This is a genomic window from Polaromonas glacialis (genome assembly GCF_000709345.1).
GTDB classification, from domain to species: domain Bacteria; phylum Pseudomonadota; class Gammaproteobacteria; order Burkholderiales; family Burkholderiaceae_C; genus Polaromonas; species Polaromonas glacialis.
This window is the reverse complement of sequence record NZ_KL448325.1, coordinates 205,500-225,583: the sequence shown is the minus strand read 5'-3', so window position 1 is coordinate 225,583 and position 20,084 is coordinate 205,500. Positions and strand designations below refer to the sequence as shown.

Sequence of the window (20,084 nt, the reverse complement as noted above, 5' to 3'; positions counted from 1 at the left end):
CATGACTGACCAACCATGACTGAAGCCGCGTTGGCGCCGGCCGTGCCGGACTTTCTGGCGCATGCGGGCCAGATGGGCACGCTCATCAAGGCGCAAGACTGGAGCGCACATCCGCTGGGCGGGCCCGAGGGCTGGCCCAGCGGCCTGAAGACCGTGCTCGCGACCGTGCTGGGCAGCCCCAGGCCGATGTATGTCCTGTGGGGCCCGGAGTTTGTCTTCTTTTTCAACGACGCCTACGCGCCGATGCTGGGCCAACACGGGGACGGCGCGATGGGTCGGCCGTTTGCCCGGGTGTGGCCCGAGCTGTGGGCCGACTTCGAGCCGATGCTGCGCCAGGCCCTAAGCGGCCAGGGGTCTTCCTACGACAACATGGCGCTCACCCTGGCGCGCCACGGCTACCCCGAGCCGACCTGGTGGACGTTTTCCTTTCTTTGCTTGCGCGACGAGCACGGCGCGGTTGCCGGCGTGCACTGCATCTGCACCGAGACGACGGAACTGGTGCGCGCGCAGGCGCGCCAGGCGTTTTGGTTTGAGCTCGCAGGCGCCCTGCGCGAGGCCCACACGCCCGAGGAGCTCAAGGCGGTAGCGGCCGAAATACTGGGCCGGTACCTCGCGGCGAGCTGTGTCGGCTATGGGGAGGTTGATGAGGCGGGCGAATGCAGCCGGGTTCAGCAGGATTGGACGGCTGAGGGTTTTCCCAGCGTGGTGGGAACCCACTGGCTTGACACATATGGGCCCTTGATGATTGCCCAGTTGCGGGCAGGCCGAACCGTCGTGGTGACCGACAGCGCCACCGACCCGCTGACCGCCGGAACGGCCTACGCGTCCGCTTACCAGGCGGTCGGTACCCGGGCGTTCATCGATGCCCCGTTGATCAAGGACGGTCGCCTGGCCGTGATCTTTTTTGTGATCGATCCCCGGCCCCGCGCCTGGACGCAGGACGAGCAGGCGCTGGTCGAGGAAGTGGCCGAGCGGACCTGGACGGCCCTGCAGCGGCTGCAGGCCGAGCTCGACCTGCGCCTGACCCACGAAGTGCTGGACCACCGCACGACCGAGCTGCTGCACACGGAAAATGCACTGCGCCAATCGCAAAAGCTCGACGCGCTGGGCCAGCTCACCGGCGGCGTAGCGCATGACGTCAACAACTTGCTGGCGGTGATCGGCGCCTCGGCCGAGCTGCTGCGCAGTCCGGGCCTTGCCGAGGACCAGCGGGGCCCGTACCTGGACCGGATCTTCGAGACGGTCGCGCGCGCGGCCAAGCTCACCGGCCAGCTGCTCGCTTTTGCCCGCCAGCAGTCGCTCAGGCCCGAAGTGTTCAACGTGAACGAGCAGGTGCAAGGCGTGCTCGATCTGGTGCGCCCGCTGATGGGCGAGCAGGTCGCCATCGAGCTGAAGGCCTGCGGGGTCAACTGCTGCCACGGCCAAGCCGACATCAACCAGTTTGACACCGCGCTGGTCAACCTGCTCGTCAACGCGCGCGATGCCATGGACGCCAAAGGCCGGATCACCGTGCAGGTGCAGCGGGTCGATCGCGTCCCGGGTGGCCCGGGAAGCAGCCCGCGGCCAGGCGATTTCGTGGCCATCTCGGTCAGGGACACCGGCTGCGGCATGGCATCGGACCAGTTTGAGGCGATCTTCGAGCCGTTCTACACGACCAAGGAAGTGGGCAAGGGCACCGGCCTGGGCCTGAGCCAGGTGTTTGGCTTTGCCCGGCAGTCGGGCGGCGAGATCGCAGTCACGAGCGCGCCGGGCCAGGGCGCGGTCTTCACGCTGTACCTGCCATGGGCGCAGGGCGCACCCTTGGTGCCAGATGCGGCCCAGCCGCTTGATACGGGCGGCAATGGACCGGCCCCGCAAGTCGCGGTGCTGGTCGTGGAGGACAACGACATCCTGGGAGAGATGGCGTGCGAGATCTTGGCCAGCCTGGGCTACCGCGCGGTCTGGGCGGCCAGTGCTGCGCCGGCGCTGGCGCTGCTGGGCACGGACGGCGGCGGCTTCGACCTGGTATTTTCCTTGCCTATCCGGTTGATTGCCAATCATGCTGTTGGGTGAATCCACTCACCGCTGTAGAGTGTCTCGTAGGTGGGTGCCGAAGCATGCGCCGCGAGGCCCAGTGCAGAGTTGAACGCGGTCATTGGATAGAAGCGCCGGTTGAAGCGAAACACAAATTCGTTGAGGTAAGCCTGTAAATGCTGCTGACTAACTCCATGATGCGTTCCAAGCAGCCATGTCTTCAGGTTGGAGAATGCAATGTGGATCATCGGCAGGTGGGCATCGACTCTTTCGGGGTCACCGTCAAGCACCAAGGGTTCGTGCGTGTAGCCCAATTTCGCCAAATCATCGTAGCCCCTCCATCCATCGGTGCGCACAACAGCGCCCTGGGCGACATTCTCTTGCACGAATTGCGTGAGTTCCTTGGCTCCACGACCAGGCACGAGGCGCAGCCGCAATCTGCCGACATAGACAACTCTCTTGTGCTTCTTGCTTTTCTCGACAGGCATTCTGGTGCGTACCTCGATGGCCCCAACGATCGTCGCCTTATGGTGGACGCCACGCCCCTCGCCTTTTGTACGACCACCCACAAACGTCTCATCGACTTCGACTGGATGCTGGGAGCCGATCGCATCGCGCTCCGGCCGTACCATACCGGCACGCAGCTTGTGGAGCATCTGAAACGCTGTCTCATAGCGCGACAGTCCAAGCTGGCGCTGAAACTGCAGAGCAGACTGGCCGGGCGTCTGCGTTGCCACGAGGTACGCACCCCAGAACCATATAGACAACGGCGTGTGACTGTCCTTCAGGACGGTGTCTGCCATGAGCGACACGTTGGCTTGGCAGGCACGGCATCTCAAAACGACCGATGTACGCTGGGCAAACCGGTAGGGCTCGCCGCTACTCCCGCACTTCGTGCAGGTAAACCCGTTCGGCCATCGCAGGTGCTCAAGGTACTTTGCACAAGCCGCTTCATCAGGGAATACCCGCTGAAACTCGGGAAGCGTCGTCGGGAAACCGCGAAGGTCCATGCCGGAAATTTAGCATCGGGGCATCGCTTTGGCAATCAACCGGATAGGCAAGGTATTTTCCGACGTGGTCATGCCCGGCATGAACGGCATTGAGCTGGGTCTGGAGGTGCGCCGGCGTTATCCTGGCGTGCCGGTGGTGCTCACCAGCGGGTACAACGCGGTCATGGCCAGGGAGGGACCGTATGGGTTTGAACTGGTGCTCAAACCCTACACGCGTGACACCCTCGCGCGCGCCGTTGGCAAGGCCCTGGCAGGCCAAGCAGGCCAGGCGTAATGGCGCCATGGATCGGCGTTCATTTTTGGCCTTGATCAGGCCGCATGGTGGGTCTGACCGAGACTGCCCGTCAAACTGCTTTGGTAATGGGTAAGCCCGCCCAGTTGGTGGTGCATGCTGCGTACAGCGGCGCTGAATTGATCAGTTTTCGACGATGACGCTGGCATACCGGCGCCCGACTCTTGGAATTAGACTTGAATCGCAATGTTTTTGATATTACGATTTTTTTAACCCTCGAAAACGAGGCTGTGCTGGAAAATCTGGCTGTACAAGTGCCGGCCCTGAATGACACTCTCCTCGAACTCCGGTTTGCCGGCGACCGATGCACGGACGCCAGTCGTGCAGCCGTTGACATGCCTCCAACAGATGAAGCGCCGATGTGATCCTGATCTGGCCAACAATCCCACGGCGACTTGGCCTACTCGGGTATCAACGCCTCATGCAGCAAGCTTGGCGTGCGCGTGTTCAACACTCCCTGATCGGGCCACCTTGATCGGTCCACTGCAACTGGAACTGCTGAAAATTTTCTGCGGTGGCTGTATCGGGCGAGCCTCTTGAAAAAGTGACAAGGTAGCGCTCCGGACGGACGCAGCGCTTGGTAAAACACAGCGCGCCAGCGAACGGTGCAAACTGGTGAATGCGCGCGGCCCGAACGCGGCGGTCAACGCGGCCGGCGGCGACGTGCCCCGGCCCGGCACCATCCATATCACGCCACCCGACCAGCACATGCGGCTCGAAGGCCCGGTCCCCTTCATGATTTCTTATAAATCACTCAATCGCTTTTTCACAAGGCTGCTCAATGCATAAGTTAATCACAATAAGTGCAGATATGATGCATAATTTGACGGTTTTCCTACTGGAGAAAACGGCATGTTGACTGCAGCCCTTCAGCCATCCCCCGCCTTGAGCCACGGCTTCGATGGGTTTATCGCCTTCCTGCACGACCCGCAGGCAGGGGCCTCCACACTGTCGCCCAAACGCTTCAGCGATGTCCTGAGCATCGACCTCCAGACGCTTGCCACGCAGGCGCACGTCCACCGCAACACCATCCACCGGGCCCCTGCGTCGGAGAGCGTGCAGAAGTTTTTGCGCGAAGCGCTGCGCGTACTGCGTGCGGCCACCGACCTGTGCGGTGATGTCGGACGCGCCATCTTCTGGTATCGCAACGAACCGCTGCCGCCGTTTGGCTACCAGACCGCCGAGCAGCTGGTGACGCAGGGCCGCACGGACGATGTGCTGCGCTACGTCGAGTCGTTAGAAGCGGGCGCTGCCGGTTGAAACTGCTCGCATTGGCCGGCCTTACGGCTTACCGCATGCATGTTCCGCGCTGGGCCGTGGCGCCGACCAGTGGGGCGGGCGCTGCCAGGCACGGCGGGCGCGCCAACCGTCCGGGCGTGGCCGCGCTTTACTTGGCGCTGGAGACCACAACGGCCATCCACGAATACCAGCAGGTCTCCACCTTGGTGCCCCCGGGCACGTTGACAAGCTACCAGCTGACGGTCGCGCCCGTGGTCGATTTCACTGCGGGCTACAGTGCCCTGGCATGGGACCCCATCTGGGAAGACTTTTACTGCGATTGGCGCGAATTGTGGTTCAACCGGCGCATTGAGCCACCGAGCTGGATCGCCGCCGATGCGGCCATGGCCGCCGATGCGGCCATGGCCGCCGGCGCAAAAGGCATCCTGTTTCCTTCCGGCCTGGCGCCAGGCGGAACCAACCTCGTGCTGTTCACCCACATGCTCGCTGCTTCTGATGCTTTGCAAGTTCACGATCCCGGCAACGATTTGCCGCAGACGCAGGCCTCCTGGCCTTGAGGGCAAGGCCTCGTTGACCGCGGCGGCGATGCCCTGTCCAACCTCACGACGCTTGCCCGCCTGCGTCTAGGCGACGCAAAGTCCATCGTGGTGACGCGGTTGAAGATTCCTGGACCGTTTCATGCAGGAAGAAGCCGTCACAAGCCGCACCCCATCCCCAAGAGGACAAGGTAACGGGCGCAAAACCCAACACGCCATTCCAGTCTGCCTTGCGTTGAAACTGGGCTCGACGCCAGCGTTTGTCGACGGTGACCCAACGTGCTTGGTCCAGGTTCTGTCCAATCTGCTCAACAACGCGGCCGAGTGCACGCCGCACAGCGGAAAAATCGTGCTTGCGCTGGAGGTACGTGCGGACCAGGTGCACTTACACAGCAGTCAGTAAGTTAGAAGACAAGATAGCCATATTTCATGAGGGTGAAAACTGGCATTTTTGTCCGCTAAGTTTCTGACTTCTGAGTAACCGTGAGTGACAACGGCAACGGCATCTCGCCCGGCCTCCTGCCCCACATTTTTGAACTGTTTACCCAAGCAGAGCGCACACCGGATCGTGTGCAGGGTGGACTGGGTTGGGCCTGGTCAAACACATCATTGCCCTGCACGGGGGCAAGGTTGAAGCTCAAAGCGAAGGACTGGGCAAGGGCAGCGTGTTAACGGTCACGCTGCCCTTGATCAAAAAACAACCCGGTACGGACACAGCCAACCATCCTAAAGAGGTATGCCCGGCAGGGCTTGCAGTGCGGCACAGTGAATTGCCGCGCCTCATGATCGTTGACGACAACCGTGATGCTAGACAGTTGCTGGCGACCTTGCTCGAAGCCAAGGGCTACCAGGTGTTAAGGCATGAAAGCGCAGAAAGCGCCTTGGCTGACGCGGCGCTGCCTGGCATCGAGGTGTTCATTCTGGACATCGGCCTGCCAGGAATGGACGGGTTTGAGCTGGCCCGCCGGCTTCGCGCCAACCCCGACACACAGGGCGCCGTGCTGGGCGCGCTGACGGGTTATAGGCAGGCGCACCACCGTGCAAGGGGCAAGGCCGCCGGGTTTGATCATTATTGCGTTAAGCCGATCTATATGCATCAGCTGGCAGCGCTTTTGGCGAAGCTGAACACGTAAGTTGGGGGTTGGGGAGCAGCGCAACGTAAAAACCGTATTGGGTCAAGGCAGCACTTGTCGTAGCTGCCAGTCATTTGGTCAGCAAGAAAACCGTGCTTCAACCAAAGTCTGCTGGGCGCGGGCAACCCGGTCAACTGCAGCTAATCCTGGCCCAAAAATCCGCTGGATGCAGGCTCGACGCATTTTTCAAATGCAGCTCCCTAAAAATAATTTGTGAATTTGTCACAAAAATTTACTTTATTAGGGCTAACAAGATAAGCTTGAGCTCAACAGCAATAAATTCAATTAGCACCAAAACCGAATCGCGGCAAGGCTTGAAGGCATCAAGCTTCAGTAGCAAGGCGGAGCAGCAGCAGTTTCCTGTCAAAAACGATGCGTGCTCATTCTTGCAATGCATCTGAGTCCAAGGAGTCCACAAGCATGTTACAGTTTTTGACAAAAGGAACTTCCCTTCAGGCAAACCCCCATCTGTCGCCGCACGGTGATTTGCCTTCCATGTGGCCGGGCTTTCTGGTGGGCCAGGTTGAAAAGCCGGTGCGTGTGCTGCTGGTCGATGATGATGCGCACATGAGCCGCGTGATTGCCAACGAGCTGCTGGCCGATCTGCGAATTGACCTGCTAGGCCAGGGCGCCAGTGTGAAGGAAGGGCGCCGCCTGATCAGCCAGCACGACTTTGACGTGCTGTTGGTGGACCTGAACCTGGGCGACGGCACGGGCTTTACCCTGATCGAGCATATGAAGGCGGTGCGCCCGATGGCCGAGGCCGTCGTCATTTCGGCCATGGAAGACGAGCAGCATGCCTTGCGAGCGTTCGAACTGGGCGCCACAGGCTACCTGGTCAAGAACTCGTGGTTCGGCAATTTTCCGCAGGCAGTGCTTCAGGTGGCCAATGGCGGCGCCTCCATCACACCCAACCTGGCGCGCAGGCTGCTGAGTAAATTCGACTCTGCAGTACAGCCGGGTCGCCCGCAGCAAAACAAAGCCAGGGAGCCGCTGTCCGCGCGCGAGAAGGACGTGCTCAAGCTGATCGCAGCGGGCAACACCAGCAATGAGATCGGCGCACGTTTGACCATCAGCGCGCAGACCGTCAACACACACATCAAGAACATGTACCGCAAGCTCAACGTGCGCTCGCGGGCGCAGGCGGTGAGCTTTGCCGTCAGCCAGGGGCTCTTGTGAGCTGGCGCTTTGCGGCTGCCTTTTTTTCCAAGCACTGCCGAGCAAATCCCGGTGAAGAAGAAAGAAACATGAATTCAGCAGATAGAGCCTGTTTTGTTTTGTAGCGTGCGCGCGCCAGTTACGCATACCTGGAAAACATCTCCTACAGCGCAACCGTCGCTACCCTTTGTATCCAGTCCGGGCCGGTCCAAAAAAATAGCTCGACAATATTTTTACAAAGGATATTGCCATGCCCCTGGAGCTGCTTCGACAAATTTCAAGCAAGGCACTGCCGATGACAGTGAGCGATATTGAAAGCGTTGACAAGTTGAGAGTCTTGCATGCCGCCGGTCATGTGCTGGTGCAATTGCCTGGCGTCGGCGCAAAGCGACAAGTCGCGCACGTCTTGGCCATCACCGAGCTGGGCCGGGAGGCGCTGCGTCTTAGTGGAACGGCAAGCAGGTGAGTTTTATGGTCAGTTTTCACACCGCTCACCCTGCGCGGGGTTTTTACGGTTGGCGCTGCAGCAGCTTGTAGATGCAGGCGCCGACATACAGCAGATTTTGGTAGTCAGACTTGTCCAGCGTGCGCTCTGTACGCTCCAAAAACTCAGCTGACCTGCTCGTTGCGTAGAAACCGGTAGGCTGCCGCCGTCTCGGCCCAGTTCTCGCACGCCCCCGGAATACTCGCGCCAGGTTTTTGCCCCAGCCGCTCGGCCAACAGCACGGCGCGCCGGTTCAGACGCGGGTCACCCAAATCAATCGTCTCGAATTCCTGTTCCGCCCAGCCCATGCACTCGCCCCTTTAATTGCTCTGCTGCTTATATTACGGGCATGTGTGTAATGGGATGGGCTACAACGTCGCTTGAATGCGTTTTGACTGCTTGGCAGACTACCCCGGCTGAGCCTGCCTGCTCGTCGGCCAGCATCATGTTTCTTGCAGAACGCGTGGCCCGCGTGCGGGGTTGGAAAGCTCAAAACTCACAAGTTGTGAGCCAGTCCCTTCAGGGGTGCGCTACGTATTCCGTTGTTCGTGACCGGTGATTCCGGCATCGTGACCGCAGATTCCAATGGGATGGACGCCCCCTCCTAAAAAGGCATCATTTATGCCAAAGTGACGTCGGCGTATCAACCAATCAGACTGAACAGGAGCGTGCAACATGAAAGTGACGACTGTAGGCATTGATCTGGCCAAAACGGTGTTCCAGATTCACGGCGTTGACGAGCACGGTAAAGCGATCGTTAAAAAGCAGATTAAGCGCGACCAGATGGCGGTGTTCTTTGTGAATTTGCCTCCGTGCCTCATTGGCATGGAAGCTTGCGGCAGTGCCCACCACTGGGCGCGCAAGCTCACTGGCATGGGCCACGTGGTCAAGCTGATGGCGCCGCAATACGTCAAGCCCTATGTCAAGACCAACAAGAACGATGCGGCTGATGCCGAAGCGATCTGCGAAGCGGTGAGCCGGCCCAACATGCGTTTCGTGCCCGTCAAAGATACCGGGCAACAGGCCGTGCTGGCCATGCATCGGGTTCGCCAGGGGTTTGTCAAGGCACGCACGGCGCAGGCCAACCAGATCCGGGGCCTGCTCTCGGAGTTCGGGCTGGTCATCCCGCAGGGCATTGGCCACATTGCCCTGCGCGTGCCCGAACTGATTGAAAATGCCAGCAACGATCTGCCTGGCTCGTTTCGCCTGCTTGTGCAGCGTCTGCTGGACCATCTGAAGGAGCTCGATCGACAGGTCGGTGAGCTTGAAGCGCAAATTCAAGCTTGGCACCGCAACAGCGCCATCAGCTGCAAGCTCGCACAGATCCCGGGTATCGGGCCGATTACCGCGAGTGCGCTGGTGGCTTCGATTGCCGATGCGAAGAGTTTTGACAGCGGCCGCCAGGTGGCTGCCTGGCTGGGCCTGGTGCCCAGGCAGCACTCCAGTGGCGGCAGGCAAAACCTGTTGGGCATCAGCAAGCGCGGCGATACTTACCTGCGAACGCTGCTGATACACGGCGCTCGGTCCGTAATCTTTCACACGCAGCACAAGGCCGATTCGTGCACCTGGGTCAAGGCGCTGGCCGAGCGGCGCAACAAGAATGTGGCGGCGGTCGCGCTGGCCAACAAAAACGCGCGCATCGTTTGGGCGCTGCTGGCGCATGACCGACAGTACCAGGACAATTACACGCCGGCAGCGGCATGAAGGCAGCCCGCAGTCCGGTCAGTCAATAACAAGCAGCAGGATAAACACACCACCGATTGCGCAAGCGATGATGAAGTGATGGCAAAACTGGTAAGACCGTGGTTGGCAAAACCCGAACGTTCACCCGCACAGAAAGTGCGCTATTCCGATGGAGGTGCAGACCAGCGAATCCCATCAGGGAGAGTGGCCAAAAGCCACATCAAAACTCCGAATGTACGGGTCCAATCATTACCTTCAAGCTGTCATGAATTAAAGCTTGGCATACCGGGGGCGTCCATGTACGGTGATCGTGACCGGGCATGGTGTTGCGCGGTTTAAATTGTAGAGGGTGCTGGTTTTTAGCGGTTTTGACCTTTCTCGGCATTCAGTTTTGGTTGCTCTGAATTTGTTTGACTCAGGCCCTTGCCAGGGCGCCGCAGGCCCTCCCGGTTGTGCATGTACCCATGCACAACCCCGGCGAAGGCTGCGAGGCTATGCGTCCTCGGAGGTAGTCGCAGCTGCGCTGGTCTTGGCTTTGGCCGCGGTCTTTTTGCGCATCGATTCGCCCGTGAGCGTGAAGCGGTGGTGGTTTTGCATCAGCCTGTCGAGCATCGCGTCAGCAATCGTGGCGTTGCCTATCCATTCGTGCCAGTGCTCGATAGGCAACTGGCTGGTGATGATGGTTGCGCGTGCGTTGGCACGATCATCAATGATCTCGGGGTCTGAGGTGCAGTGGAACAGTAAAAGCAGTTAAGAGGCCAAGATAGATGGTCAAATAGGGTGAGGCTAATTTACATTGGCTTTTTGCCTCTTGGCCGCGTCTTGGTGAGGTAGCCAAGTGATGTGTACCCATCCTGGCCGCCTAGCTAAACGGCTACTTGGTGCTCAAAAACCATGGAATTGCTCTTGGCAGCAGCCAAGAAACAAGCACTTCATGCCGAATTGAAGCAATATTTTTTTCGTTATATCTGTACGGATTAACTCGGTTTTCCGTTCCACTGCACCTCAGACCCCTTTTCCGGCGCGGTCTACCATGGGTCGAAAACGGCACTCTTAACCGGGCAAAACATACACGACAAACCGTGTCGGATAGGTTCAGGGGCCGGAAACGTGGGTTGTGATGTTTTCCGGCGGAATTTTCTAGGATTCCGGCTTGCAACCCCAAATAGGGTCAGTTGTGCTTGGACAAGTCGCCCGGCGCCTCCGGGTGCCCGTGCTTGTTCAGATAGGCGAGAGCCGCACCCAGCACCCAGCACCCAGCACGCGGCGGAGGCTGGCGAGCCTGCGGGCGACCAGGTAACTGCCGGCAAGCACTCCGATTCGCACCGCGACGTCAATGCCGTCGGCGAGTAAGTCGGTAAAGACTTCGCTGTAGTGATGAACGGCAGTGTTCAAAACCCCGCGTAAACGACATCGCTGATCGGAAAAATGGATTTGCATACCCGGCCACCTCGGCTCTGATTTCCGCCAAGAAGCTCAACAGACTGTGTAGTCACTGTCAGGCACCAGCCCACGTGGAAGCCACTCTTGACGCCCGAGGCATTGCTGTCCTTCGCGACCTTGACGACCACGATGTCGCCCGCCACGGGTGCATTGCCGTGGCGTCGGGTGCCCCATGCTGTCCAGCTTTGGGCCAGCGTCGGTGTCGTAGGCGGGTCTGGCATGCGTTTAAAGGGCGGTAAGGCCGTTCTCGCCGTTGCCTCGGCGTTATAGCGGGTCACCACCCACGCGGCAAAGGCGCCGCACCACGGTGTGATGTCGCCCTGGTCGCCATAACTCGTGGTCACCGCGTCCAGGTATGCGCAGATGCGCAGATTGCTGGCTTTGCGGCTAGAGGCGTTCACTTCCACTTGACCCAGTTCGCCGAGCACCCAATCCATCCATGGCTCGGCGGAGCGTGGGAAGATGATGGTGTTCTGCAGGATCTCGTTCATTAACGCTTCGTCCAGTTCATCCAGCGTTGACGGGTTGTCACGCGCCAGCGCCATCAGCGCATCGCGTTTGGCTGGTGCCGCCTTGTAGCGGTACAGCACGCTGAGTGCGCGCAGGTCGTCGCTGAAGGCGCGTTCGGCGGACGGAATGCGCCCGGGAAAGTCGAGTGCGAGCATCAGCTTGTTCGCCAGCACCGGCACCTGGGGATGCGGCTGGCGCACCCGCGGCCGGCTGGCTGCTGATGCCAGGTTGATGCTGCTTGCCATGGGCGGGCGACCCACGAGTTCGGTGTAAGTAGTTGATGTGAGCACGTCGCTACCCCCCAGCTCCGCCCGCAGCTTCAGGCGTGTGGCTTCGTCCAGTTCACCGGTTTCGGGCGTCACGCCCAGCCGCTGCTGCAACGCGATGATCTCGCGCCGGCTCAGTTCGGCTTCATAGGGCGTTGCGGTCGGCGAAGGGAAGAGCGTTGGCGCCGGTGTGTTCGAAGCAGGGGTGAGCTTGTTCGGAGGAAGAAGCGGCAAAGTACCATTCGCCCGGGCTGCGTTGTTGTCCCGGTCTTCCATACGGCCGGCCACGCGCAGCTTGACGAATTTGCCCAACACGTCGAACCAGACTGGTGCGCCCAGGCAGATGAAGAACGTGGTGACGAGGATGCCGGCGAACCAGCTGACATACGCCATGACACCCCTGCTATGCAAGCGCATCGCTGGCAGGCCGATCTCAGATCTCGGTTTTACTACGTCCTCGTCCTCATCCTGGCAGAACAGCAGCCCGGACGTGGCTTTGATTTCCTTCAGGGTGTCCCCGCTGCGCACGCTGCAGAACTGGTCGTTCAGGTTGGCACTGCTGTATCCGAAGGGCAGCCGCGTCCACACGTTGTCGGTTTCCATGCAAATGCTCACCGACTCCAGACTGGAGGCAGTGCGGGCGCATTCGCTGAATTCTTGTGGGTCGGACTTGAACAGGCGTTGCAGCTTTTGCGGTGCCTTGCTGCGCTTCATCAGCGCGTCCAGTGCTGCCTGGCTGTCTTTGAGCGCCAATGCTGCGGCCTGCATCGCGGTTTGCACAGATGCATCATTGCTGGCGGTAGATGCGGCGCCGACCCAGGTCGAGATATGGCTTACGCAGGTGTGCGCGTCCTGAAGTGCTTTGGCCACCAGCTTGGCTTGGCTGGCGTCGCCGGGCTTTTCGGGCACGTAACCCGCGATTGCCATGTCTATGTACGGAATCATGGCGGGAATTACTTCGAGCCACGACGGCGAGTCCGAGATGAACTTGTCGCTGACCTTGTCGCCCCGGCTCTTGGGCGTCGACCTTTTCTGTGCCGTGGACCACAGGCCCTCGACGATCTGGCAACTCTCCTTCACCGGCTGCAGGCGACGTTCGAAGCGGCCGACGTTCTCGTCGCGCTCAAACACCGAGCTCAATCGGTTGTAGGCGTCCATCAAGCGTGCGGTCGCCACGACCTCCGGCTTGGCCGGTGCCGGCGCTTGCGCGGGTAAGGGTGCCGTGGAGCCTTGCTGCTCCTGGCGGATGAAACGCTCGGCAAGGTCTGCCAGGCCCACGCGAAGCTCCGCATCGCCGCCCAGCACGCGAGCGATATGAAAGCTGTCCACGTTGAGCGTCAGCGCCAGGCATAGCGACAGCCAGAAGGTCCAGATGGTCGCGCTGCGTTTGAACCAGCCCTTGGACCGGTCGCCGATGTATTCGAACCAGGCGGCGATGGCCGCCTCAAAACCGCCCCAATCGGTTTCGCGGCCCACCACCAGGGCGCGCAATGCACCCACCACCTTGCGTTCCCCGGTGCCGTCCTTGTCCAGGCCCTTTTCCTTGAGCGCGTCCAGAAAACTCAGCGGCGAGGCGTAGCGGTCGCTGGGGTGCTTGCCGGGGTCAATCTGATTGACTTCGGTCAGCAGCGCTCGGGCGAAGAGGTCTGGAGGAATCTCGACCGGCCCACTCGCCCGGCGCCACATTTTGATGCCTTCGTGCGCCACTGCGCCCCGATACAGCGCGAACACCAGCGGGTTGGCGAGCACGCGCTGCTTCAGTGCGTCGTCCTGCCCCGTCGCTTCGTAGAGCAGGTCGTGCAAGATGGCTTGCCGGCCCTTGAACAGCGCACCGCTGATCATCTCCTGCGCCGAGCTGATCAGCAGCGACAGCGCCAGATAGATCAACGCCAGACCGAGGACGACATCAATGATCGAGTTTTCCATCGTTCAAGCCACGCCTACATAGAACAAGTGATTGCCTATCTGCCTTGCCGTCCTGCCGCGCGCCCAGCCCGGGAACGGTCGCATGGTCACGGCGTGGTAGTGGCGTGCGCCCTGGGTCGCGTCCGCCAGCGAGCCGGCGATCGCTTGCTGCGCGACTTGGAACGCTACCTGATATGAGGCGTCGGGCTGTGAGTCGATGCGATCTAGGCTGCGCCGGTTCGGGTCGCCGGGGTTCCAGCAACTGAACTGCCAAGGGTCCAGGCAGACCTCTGCCACGTTGTCGCAGCCCCGGTAGTGCGTGTTACAGCGGTTCATGACCACGCAGGCCACGGCTTCCATGCCCGCACGGCCTTCGCCGCGCGCTTCGGCCCATAGCGTCTTGGCCAGCATGACGACTTCGTTGCGTGCGGGGTCCAGCAGTTGCCCCTTGGGTGCTTGCGGCAGCCGTGGCGAAGGTGCCGGGCGCGGCAGGCCGCCCAGCGTCGCAGGGTCGTCGCGCGTGAAGGGTTTCACGCAGAACCAGTCCAGCACCGGTGCGATACGACCCAGCACTGCGTTTGCGCCGAAGGCGCCTTCGGGCGCGATGGCGGCCACATGCATGCCAATCAACGCGTCCTCGCTGGTCCAGACCGGTCCGCCGCTGTCCCCCGCTCGGGTGGCCTCGGGCGTCATATAGCCAATCGCGTCCTGCAGGAAATAGTCGGGAAAGTCATCGCCATCGGGCATGCATACCTTGCCCGACCAGTGCACTTTCAGCGAACCCGCCAGCTCGCCGTCATGGCGCAACAGGCGCACCGGCCGGTCCGGCCAGATTTCGTCATTCACGCGCTGCGGCGTCCAGCCGGCGGCATCGCCGCGCAAGGCGGTCGCGGCGGCGGTGTCCAACTCGACCAGGCCCGCGTCGATCGTGGACGGCGGCACGCCGGTACCTACGGAGGGCTGCCATTCGCGCAGCCGGCCGTCATAACGCTGTGCGTCGCCGATGATGGTGACCGGGTCGTCCCAGCGCGCTCCCCTCGTGGAGGCCAGCACATGCCCGCAGGTCAGCACATAGTGGCGGTCGGGGTTCAGCCGATCCCGCACCAGGCAGGTGGCAGTGCCGCTTTCCAGCGGTACCGAGGTGCGTTCGACCTTTGGCACCGCCTGCGCTCGCGCAGGCTCCGCGCGTACGCAGCGCAGCCGGACAGGGGGATAGCGCGTTCCCAGGTGCAAAAGCCGAGGAACGGCACGCCCGGGGATACCATCGCGCAGCGCAATCACCAGTTCCCAGTGCATCTGCGGGTCTTCGCGCGCACCGGCCAGCCGCATCGCGATCGCATCCACCGCGTACGGGTCGGCCCAATCCGGTGCCTGGGCGGCCGTGCTTCCGCCGCCAGGTCGCAGGCGCAGCGCAGACCCGAGCATGTGGAAGGCGAACCGCAGCTGTGCATGTGGGCTCTGCGGCGCGAAGGATGGGAATCCGGTCATGGTGATGTTCCGATACGACGCCCATTCGGCGTACCCGGCGCCGACACGGCGCTGGCCGGCAGCGCTGGCATCACGCTGCGGAGCGACTGGGTGTCCGCAAACAGGGCGTCGCTGCAATGGGTGCCGGCAGCCTGGTTGCGGGTGCGATTGCGACGATCCTGGACGCGCTGAATCCAGTCGTTCGCGCTGGGGATGGCGCGCTCCAGATCGGCAGCCTGTCCTTCGACGAAGATGATCAGACGTGCACGCGATGCCGGCGTCAATGCCTGCAACGTCTTCTCGTTCACCTCCCAGGGCTCAGCGGCTCCTTGCGCGGTTGCAGTCGCGCCGCTTGCGGCGCCGGCAGGCGTCTGCACGGCCTTCAGCGCCGCAACGATGCTGCTGTAAACATCCGCCGGCGGGGTCAGCGTATGTGTGCGATCATTCAGCGCCCTGACCAGGTCCGCTTCGATGGTCATGCGGCGCGTGGCCAGGGACGATGCGCTCCAGCGCAGTTCGCCGTGGACCCTGCTCAGCTCGGCGAAGAGTTTGTGCGCATTTGTGCTGCGTGCATTTGTCGCGCGGCTGAAATCGGTGATCACCGTCGAGGAGCCGCCGCCGGATCCGCCCGTGCGCGCCCAGCGGCGCTCGATGCTGATGAGATGGCCCGTGGCGACGACCGGCGCCTTTCTTGTTTCCAGCGTTGCCACCAAGCGCTTGCGGGCCGAGTCGTAGTTCTCCAGCGCGCCCTGCAGACGCAACATGGTCTGTTCCAGCGTGTCCTGGCTGCTCGCCAAGCGGCGCACCGTGGCGGCATCTTCGATGTCGGATTTCAAGTACAGATCGCCGCTGGCCAGTGCCATCGCACAGGCGATGCGGCGCGCCGCCTCCAAGTACAGCTTATCGCGATCGGGTATGCCCGAATTCATGAGTCCGTAGGCCGCGATGGAGAACGCCGCCGCGTTGCGTACCAGCGCCGCCGATGGGTTGCTGGCGGCGCTGACCGCCACCGCGGCGCCTGCCGGCCATAACAACCCATTGAAGGTGAAAACCTCGTTGGTGCGCTTGGCGCCCAGCAGTGCTAGGTCGCGCCGGCGCAGGTCGGTCAGCCATATTTCGCGCCCGAGGCCTTCATAGTACGGGTCGGCCGGTTCCGACTTCGGAATGCAGCTGTCAGGCAGGGGGCCCAGTGTGTTGCATGGATCGCGCTGGGCATCGGAGGCCGCTAGGGCCGGCGGCGGTGCGAAGAACTGGCCGACGGTAGAAGAGGGGATCGGCTCCAATGCCGTGCACGCGGACAACAGGCCAACGCAAACCGGCAACAGCAATGCCCGGCGAATTCCGGCACCGGTACACAGCCAGAGATCAACTCCTTGGCCCATCCAATACCCTTCATAAATGAAAGGAAACTTTAACTCGCTAATGCCGCCGATGCCATCCCCAAAACTGTTGAAACATTGGTAAACTGTCAATTAACTACGTTTCTTGCGCCAATAACAGAAATGTGATTAAAATGACCCGAAATTGCTGGCAGTCTGGTGCTCAGCGGCCGAGCAGCTAGAGGCGCCAGGGAAGCAGCGTCTCGTAGTCATCTGCCGTTTGCGCATTGGGCAGCGCTGTGAGCAATGGGTGCAGATACGCGTAGCCCTCGATGCCGTGGGCCGGGCAGGTCTGCAGCAACGAATACAAGTTGGCGCTGGCCTGGGCGCCGGCCACCGTATCGCTGGAGAGCCAACACTCAATTACCAAAAACTGTCATTTACGCTCGTCTGATTTGGATAGTTTGCTTCATTAAAAATAGCGACAAACCCGGCAAGTTGTAAGAAATAGCTAAATCAATCCACATTTAGCGCGATTCTCAGCCAAACATTGTGGTTTAAACATCCCTCATTTGAGGGGGCTGCCGGTCAGCTTCTAACTGGACTTTGAGCAGTTTGGAACTCTAAGCTTTTTGAGTGTATTGTTTGGCAAACCTGCGCGCAAGCGTGGCACACGGGTCTCTTGAAAAGGCAGCGAATCGACAATTTCGCCCAGCGTCCTGCGTCGATCCGGCTTAATGAGGAGTTCCGACAGCACCTCAGGACTCAGCAGGAGGACGGGTGGCGCCGTTGTGTCCCTGGCATTGCGGATGAGAAACACCCGCCTGCTCGCTGCTGAATCGCGAATGAGTTTTGACAGCTCAGCGCGTGCATATCCAACGCCGACCTCCTTGACCTCGAGCGTCAACGCCCCGATCCGGAGCGTTCTGTGCACTGCGTTCTCAGGTCGTTTAGCCATTTTTCTCTCCCAAGCTTCGCGCTGGTTGCCACAAATTGGCCATACGTCATCTGCGTGATTATGAACAGGAGTGCTGCATCGAGCAATGCAGCGAGTGCACGCGGGGGCGCCAAGCCGCTTTCAAGTCCATGTCAAAGTGCACGGACTGGTGAATTCCTGCTTCATCGGTGGCATTCATAGCACCCCCTTGAATACCGAGTCCATCGGCACCCTGCAATCAATGCTAGACAGCCACAGCACGCTGTCCTGGGTCTGGTCAGTCGCCAGCCAGGCCCCATCCTGTGCCAGCGTGAACACCTCGACTTGGCGCCTGGCCGGATGAATGAGCACGTACTCGCGCAACGATGCCAGTGTGCGGTAGAGGATGAACTTGTTCCGCTGGTCGTAGCCTTTGGTCCCCGGTGACAGCACCTCAATGATCACCTTGGGGGCTGTTGTGGCCCGTTCATCGCCCGCTTCGGCTTTGGCGCACGTCACCATCACATCCGGATAGAGCACCGCGTCAGCAATCAGCACTTGCATGCTCGTGGCGAACGCTTGGCAGGACGTGCCGTCCAGGTGGTCAGCGATGCGGCTGGCCAGGTTCAAGACCACGCGATTGTGCCGAGCCGACCCACCCGCCATGGCGAAAGTCTCGCCCCGATAGAACTCGTGTCGCTCTGCCTGCCGTGCTTCCCACGTCAGGAATTCGCTCAAGGTCATTTTTTGCTTTCCCCAATACATCCGAGAAAACCAGCCTGCCGATCGCCAGGGTTTCCTGTCATTCGGATTGTCTAGCTTCATGCGGCACGGCTTGCATGCCCAAAGCAAACTGCGCTGCTTCATCACGGCGCAAGCCTTCGCTCACATAAGCCATGACAAGCGCTTCGCAACCGGCAAACCGCGCTTGCGGACGATGTCCTCCATTGACTCCACCACGTCCACGGGAAGGTGCAGCGTGATCGGAATCATGACTCAGTCCGTGGCCAAGCGGGTTTTGATGCGTTCGGAAATGCTCATTTTTCTCGCCTTTCATCGTTATTGGCCATGCCTTGGCCGCCATCCATTTTCGGATCGAAGATCTTTGAGGATTGGCGCCGACTTGGAAGCAATGGCACACGCAGCGGGATGCTTGAACCGATAGAGAAACCCTTTTTTTCACCCCGACGGCGAGCCATTCGCGGCTTGCACGGGCGTCAACGCGCGCCAGATGATCCAAAGCCCATCGGCAACCTCGTTACTTCAACGCCAGGGCGCCTGAAGTCATCAAGCTTTACTTCCCGGCGCCCGTCCTGCAATGCCCGGCCGATGGCCACGCCCGCCAGGGTCTTGAATTCGCGCATGCCCAGGCCCTGCACAGGCTTGATGAGTGTTTCCGGCAGCTGTCCCTTAAACCCGCCCAGGCCCGTGCTGTCGACCAGCATTTTGAAGATGCGGGCAAACAGGTGGCGTTTTTGCGCCGGGGTGAGTTCGGGAATTTCAAAAACATGGACACGGCTCAGAATCGGTGCAGGCAGGTTCCTGGCCGAGTTGCCAGCGAGCAGCCAGCGCACGTACGAGGCGTCCAGGCCAATGCCGGTCATCGATTGGTCTTCGAACCGCCGGGCGCTTTCGACCTCCAAGAGCGAATACAGGCCGGCCATCGGGTCGTAGCGCAGGCTGTCACTGTTGACTTTGTCGATCTCGTCGAGAAAAACCAAGGGGTCGGCGCTGGGCCGCTGGCCCGGGCTGCCGAACGCCAGGAGTTTGAACAGCTCGCCAGGCGAGCTGTTGGACCAGAAAGCAGAAGATCCGGCCAGCGCGGCCCCATGGGTCTGCGCCGCCATGTCAACCTTGAGCGACGAAATACCCAGGTGACGGGCCAGGCAGTCGGCAAAATAGGACTTGCCGACGCCCGGCGCCCCGAGCAGCAGCGCCGGCGCCGGGCGGACGCGGCCGCCGGCCGCGGCGATCGCCAGTGTGGGGCGCACGTTGGTCTCGAGCACCTCGGAAAAATTCGGGTGCATGTCCCCAAAAACGCGCAGCAGTTCGGACCAGCCCGCCTGGGGCACGGACAGCGCCCGGGCTTCCCCGGCGTCGGCGAGCTTTTGGATCGTGCTTTTGATCCGGCCCTTGGAGTCATCATCGCCGGTATCGAGCGTTTCGATCTTTGCCGCCATCTCCTGCACGTCAAAAACCTTCACCTGAGGACCTTCAAGTTCGCATCGACGGGTTGATTTCCACTGCTTGCGCTGGGCCATGGCCATCTTTGCCAGTGTGCCGCCCAGGGCGCTGTCGCACGACAGGCACACGGCCCGCTGGGTTGTGTATGCAACGCGCCGGGATCCGCACGACTCGCACGTCAAAAAATCGCCCAGCATTTTCCCGCGCGGGCGTTGATGTTCCCCCGTTTTCCTGGGCTCGCAGCGGTAGCACTGGTACTGGCCGCCGGGCATTGTGACGATGGACAGTTCATCGCAGTCCGGGCAGCGCATCTGGCGCGCCGGCTGCTGGAGCCACTGCAGCACCTTGGCCTCATCGCCATCGCCCAGCGGGTAAGCGATGCCGCACTTATCGCACGTGCCGGGATACGCGCTGGACTCTCGGCCCTTTTGGCAAAGCAGGCACGGCGGCGCCGTAAACGCCCACTCAAACTCGACCTCGTCTTGGTCGTCGTCTTCGTCGACGCCTTCTTGCTTCATGGCGCGCG

At 61.1% G+C, this 20,084-nt stretch carries 22 protein-coding genes and 1 pseudogene; 12 read left to right on the top strand and 11 right to left on the bottom strand.

Features of this window, described 5'->3' with window-relative positions; all coding sequences use genetic code 11:
• Window positions 1–15 precede the first annotated feature (15 nt).
• Window positions 16–2,052 carry an ATP-binding protein gene (locus EC86_RS0123110; protein WP_051676301.1) on the top strand — a complete coding sequence of 679 codons (2,037 nt, stop codon included), beginning with the start codon at window positions 16–18 and terminating at the stop codon, window positions 2,050–2,052.
• Here the strand turns inward: EC86_RS0123110 and EC86_RS0123105 are convergent.
• The gene (locus EC86_RS0123105; protein ID WP_029528002.1) at window positions 2,037–3,023 is read right to left on the bottom strand and encodes an IS1595 family transposase; all 987 of its coding nucleotides are present in this window, start codon (window positions 3,021–3,023) and stop codon (window positions 2,037–2,039) included. The genes EC86_RS0123110 and EC86_RS0123105 overlap by 16 nt on opposite strands.
• 28 nt (window positions 3,024–3,051) lie before the next feature.
• Between EC86_RS0123105 and EC86_RS0123100 the strand changes: the two genes are divergently transcribed.
• The 10 genes from EC86_RS0123100 to EC86_RS0123055 all read left to right on the top strand — a co-directional run bounded on the left by EC86_RS0123100 (window position 3,052) and on the right by EC86_RS0123055 (window position 7,847).
• Window positions 3,052–3,297 carry a response regulator gene (locus EC86_RS0123100; RefSeq protein WP_029528186.1) on the top strand — a complete coding sequence of 82 codons (246 nt, stop codon included), beginning with the start codon at window positions 3,052–3,054 and terminating at the stop codon, window positions 3,295–3,297.
• Between the two features lie 194 nt (window positions 3,298–3,491).
• Complete coding sequence (locus EC86_RS0123095) at window positions 3,492–3,680, top strand: hypothetical protein (RefSeq protein ID WP_156955472.1); 189 nt, start codon at window positions 3,492–3,494, stop codon at window positions 3,678–3,680.
• Window positions 3,681–3,930: 250 nt separating this feature from the next.
• Window positions 3,931–4,104, top strand: a complete 174-nt coding sequence (locus tag EC86_RS29170; protein WP_156955471.1) for a hypothetical protein — start codon at window positions 3,931–3,933, stop codon at window positions 4,102–4,104.
• Window positions 4,105–4,167: 63 nt separating this feature from the next.
• The gene (locus EC86_RS0123085) at window positions 4,168–4,575 is read left to right on the top strand and encodes a DUF2384 domain-containing protein (RefSeq protein ID WP_036773973.1); all 408 of its coding nucleotides are present in this window, start codon (window positions 4,168–4,170) and stop codon (window positions 4,573–4,575) included.
• 35 nt (window positions 4,576–4,610) lie between these two features.
• A complete protein-coding gene (locus tag EC86_RS0123080; protein ID WP_051676314.1) occupies window positions 4,611–5,111 on the top strand; it encodes an RES family NAD+ phosphorylase in 501 nt (166 codons plus the stop codon).
• 121 nt (window positions 5,112–5,232) lie between these two features.
• Window positions 5,233–5,493 (top strand): hypothetical protein, encoded by a 261-nt coding sequence (locus EC86_RS29165; RefSeq protein WP_156955470.1) that lies wholly within the window; start codon window positions 5,233–5,235, stop codon window positions 5,491–5,493.
• 80 nt (window positions 5,494–5,573) lie between these two features.
• Window positions 5,574–5,762 carry a hypothetical protein gene (locus EC86_RS30640; protein WP_156955469.1) on the top strand — a complete coding sequence of 63 codons (189 nt, stop codon included), beginning with the start codon at window positions 5,574–5,576 and terminating at the stop codon, window positions 5,760–5,762.
• Entirely contained in the window at window positions 5,678–6,223 is a 546-nt protein-coding gene (locus EC86_RS29660; protein WP_029528182.1) for a response regulator, read from the top strand. The genes EC86_RS30640 and EC86_RS29660 overlap by 85 nt, the downstream gene beginning before the upstream one ends.
• 495 nt (window positions 6,224–6,718) lie before the next feature.
• Window positions 6,719–7,402 (top strand): LuxR C-terminal-related transcriptional regulator, encoded by a 684-nt coding sequence (locus EC86_RS0123060; RefSeq protein WP_232230023.1) that lies wholly within the window; start codon window positions 6,719–6,721, stop codon window positions 7,400–7,402.
• A 229-nt stretch (window positions 7,403–7,631) separates the two neighbouring features.
• Complete coding sequence (locus EC86_RS0123055) at window positions 7,632–7,847, top strand: hypothetical protein (RefSeq protein WP_036773968.1); 216 nt, start codon at window positions 7,632–7,634, stop codon at window positions 7,845–7,847.
• A 143-nt stretch (window positions 7,848–7,990) separates the two neighbouring features.
• On the opposite strand, the gene EC86_RS0123045 is transcribed toward EC86_RS0123055, so the two are convergent.
• A complete protein-coding gene (locus tag EC86_RS0123045) occupies window positions 7,991–8,173 on the bottom strand; it encodes an IS4/Tn5 family transposase DNA-binding protein (protein ID WP_029528179.1) in 183 nt (60 codons plus the stop codon).
• Window positions 8,174–8,540: 367 nt separating this feature from the next.
• On the opposite strand from EC86_RS0123045, the gene EC86_RS0123040 reads away from it, so the two are divergent.
• A complete protein-coding gene (locus EC86_RS0123040) occupies window positions 8,541–9,569 on the top strand; it encodes an IS110 family RNA-guided transposase (RefSeq protein WP_029528178.1) in 1,029 nt (342 codons plus the stop codon).
• Between the two features lie 471 nt (window positions 9,570–10,040).
• Here the strand turns inward: EC86_RS0123040 and EC86_RS28135 are convergent, their stop codons facing one another.
• From EC86_RS28135 to EC86_RS0122995, 9 genes and pseudogenes are all read right to left on the bottom strand, one after another.
• On the bottom strand, window positions 10,041–10,259 hold the full coding sequence (locus tag EC86_RS28135; RefSeq protein ID WP_269635757.1) for an ATP-binding protein: 219 nt from the start codon (window positions 10,257–10,259) through the stop codon (window positions 10,041–10,043).
• A gap of 680 nt (window positions 10,260–10,939) precedes the next feature.
• Entirely contained in the window at window positions 10,940–13,693 is a 2,754-nt protein-coding gene (locus EC86_RS0123025) for a C40 family peptidase (RefSeq protein WP_029528177.1), read from the bottom strand.
• Window positions 13,694–13,696: 3 nt separating this feature from the next.
• On the bottom strand, window positions 13,697–15,160 hold the full coding sequence (locus EC86_RS29150) for a cell wall hydrolase (protein ID WP_156955467.1): 1,464 nt from the start codon (window positions 15,158–15,160) through the stop codon (window positions 13,697–13,699).
• On the bottom strand, window positions 15,157–16,611 hold the full coding sequence (locus EC86_RS0123015) for a hypothetical protein (protein ID WP_156955466.1): 1,455 nt from the start codon (window positions 16,609–16,611) through the stop codon (window positions 15,157–15,159). The genes EC86_RS29150 and EC86_RS0123015 overlap by 4 nt, the downstream gene beginning before the upstream one ends.
• A gap of 85 nt (window positions 16,612–16,696) precedes the next feature.
• Window positions 16,697–16,873: pseudogene (locus EC86_RS28125) on the bottom strand (transposase domain-containing protein); the annotation flags it as partial.
• A 180-nt stretch (window positions 16,874–17,053) separates the two neighbouring features.
• On the bottom strand, window positions 17,054–17,416 hold the full coding sequence (locus EC86_RS30120; RefSeq protein ID WP_232230022.1) for a hypothetical protein: 363 nt from the start codon (window positions 17,414–17,416) through the stop codon (window positions 17,054–17,056).
• Window positions 17,417–17,590: 174 nt separating this feature from the next.
• Window positions 17,591–18,199: a Uma2 family endonuclease gene (locus EC86_RS0123005; RefSeq protein WP_232230021.1), complete on the bottom strand. Its 609-nt coding sequence runs from the start codon at window positions 18,197–18,199 to the stop codon at window positions 17,591–17,593.
• Window positions 18,177–18,431 (bottom strand): hypothetical protein, encoded by a 255-nt coding sequence (locus EC86_RS29655; RefSeq protein WP_198026891.1) that lies wholly within the window; start codon window positions 18,429–18,431, stop codon window positions 18,177–18,179. The genes EC86_RS0123005 and EC86_RS29655 overlap by 23 nt, the downstream gene beginning before the upstream one ends.
• Window positions 18,432–18,591: 160 nt before the next feature.
• A complete protein-coding gene (locus EC86_RS0122995; RefSeq protein ID WP_029528173.1) occupies window positions 18,592–20,076 on the bottom strand; it encodes an AAA family ATPase in 1,485 nt (494 codons plus the stop codon).
• Between the last annotated feature and the right edge of the window lie 8 nt (window positions 20,077–20,084).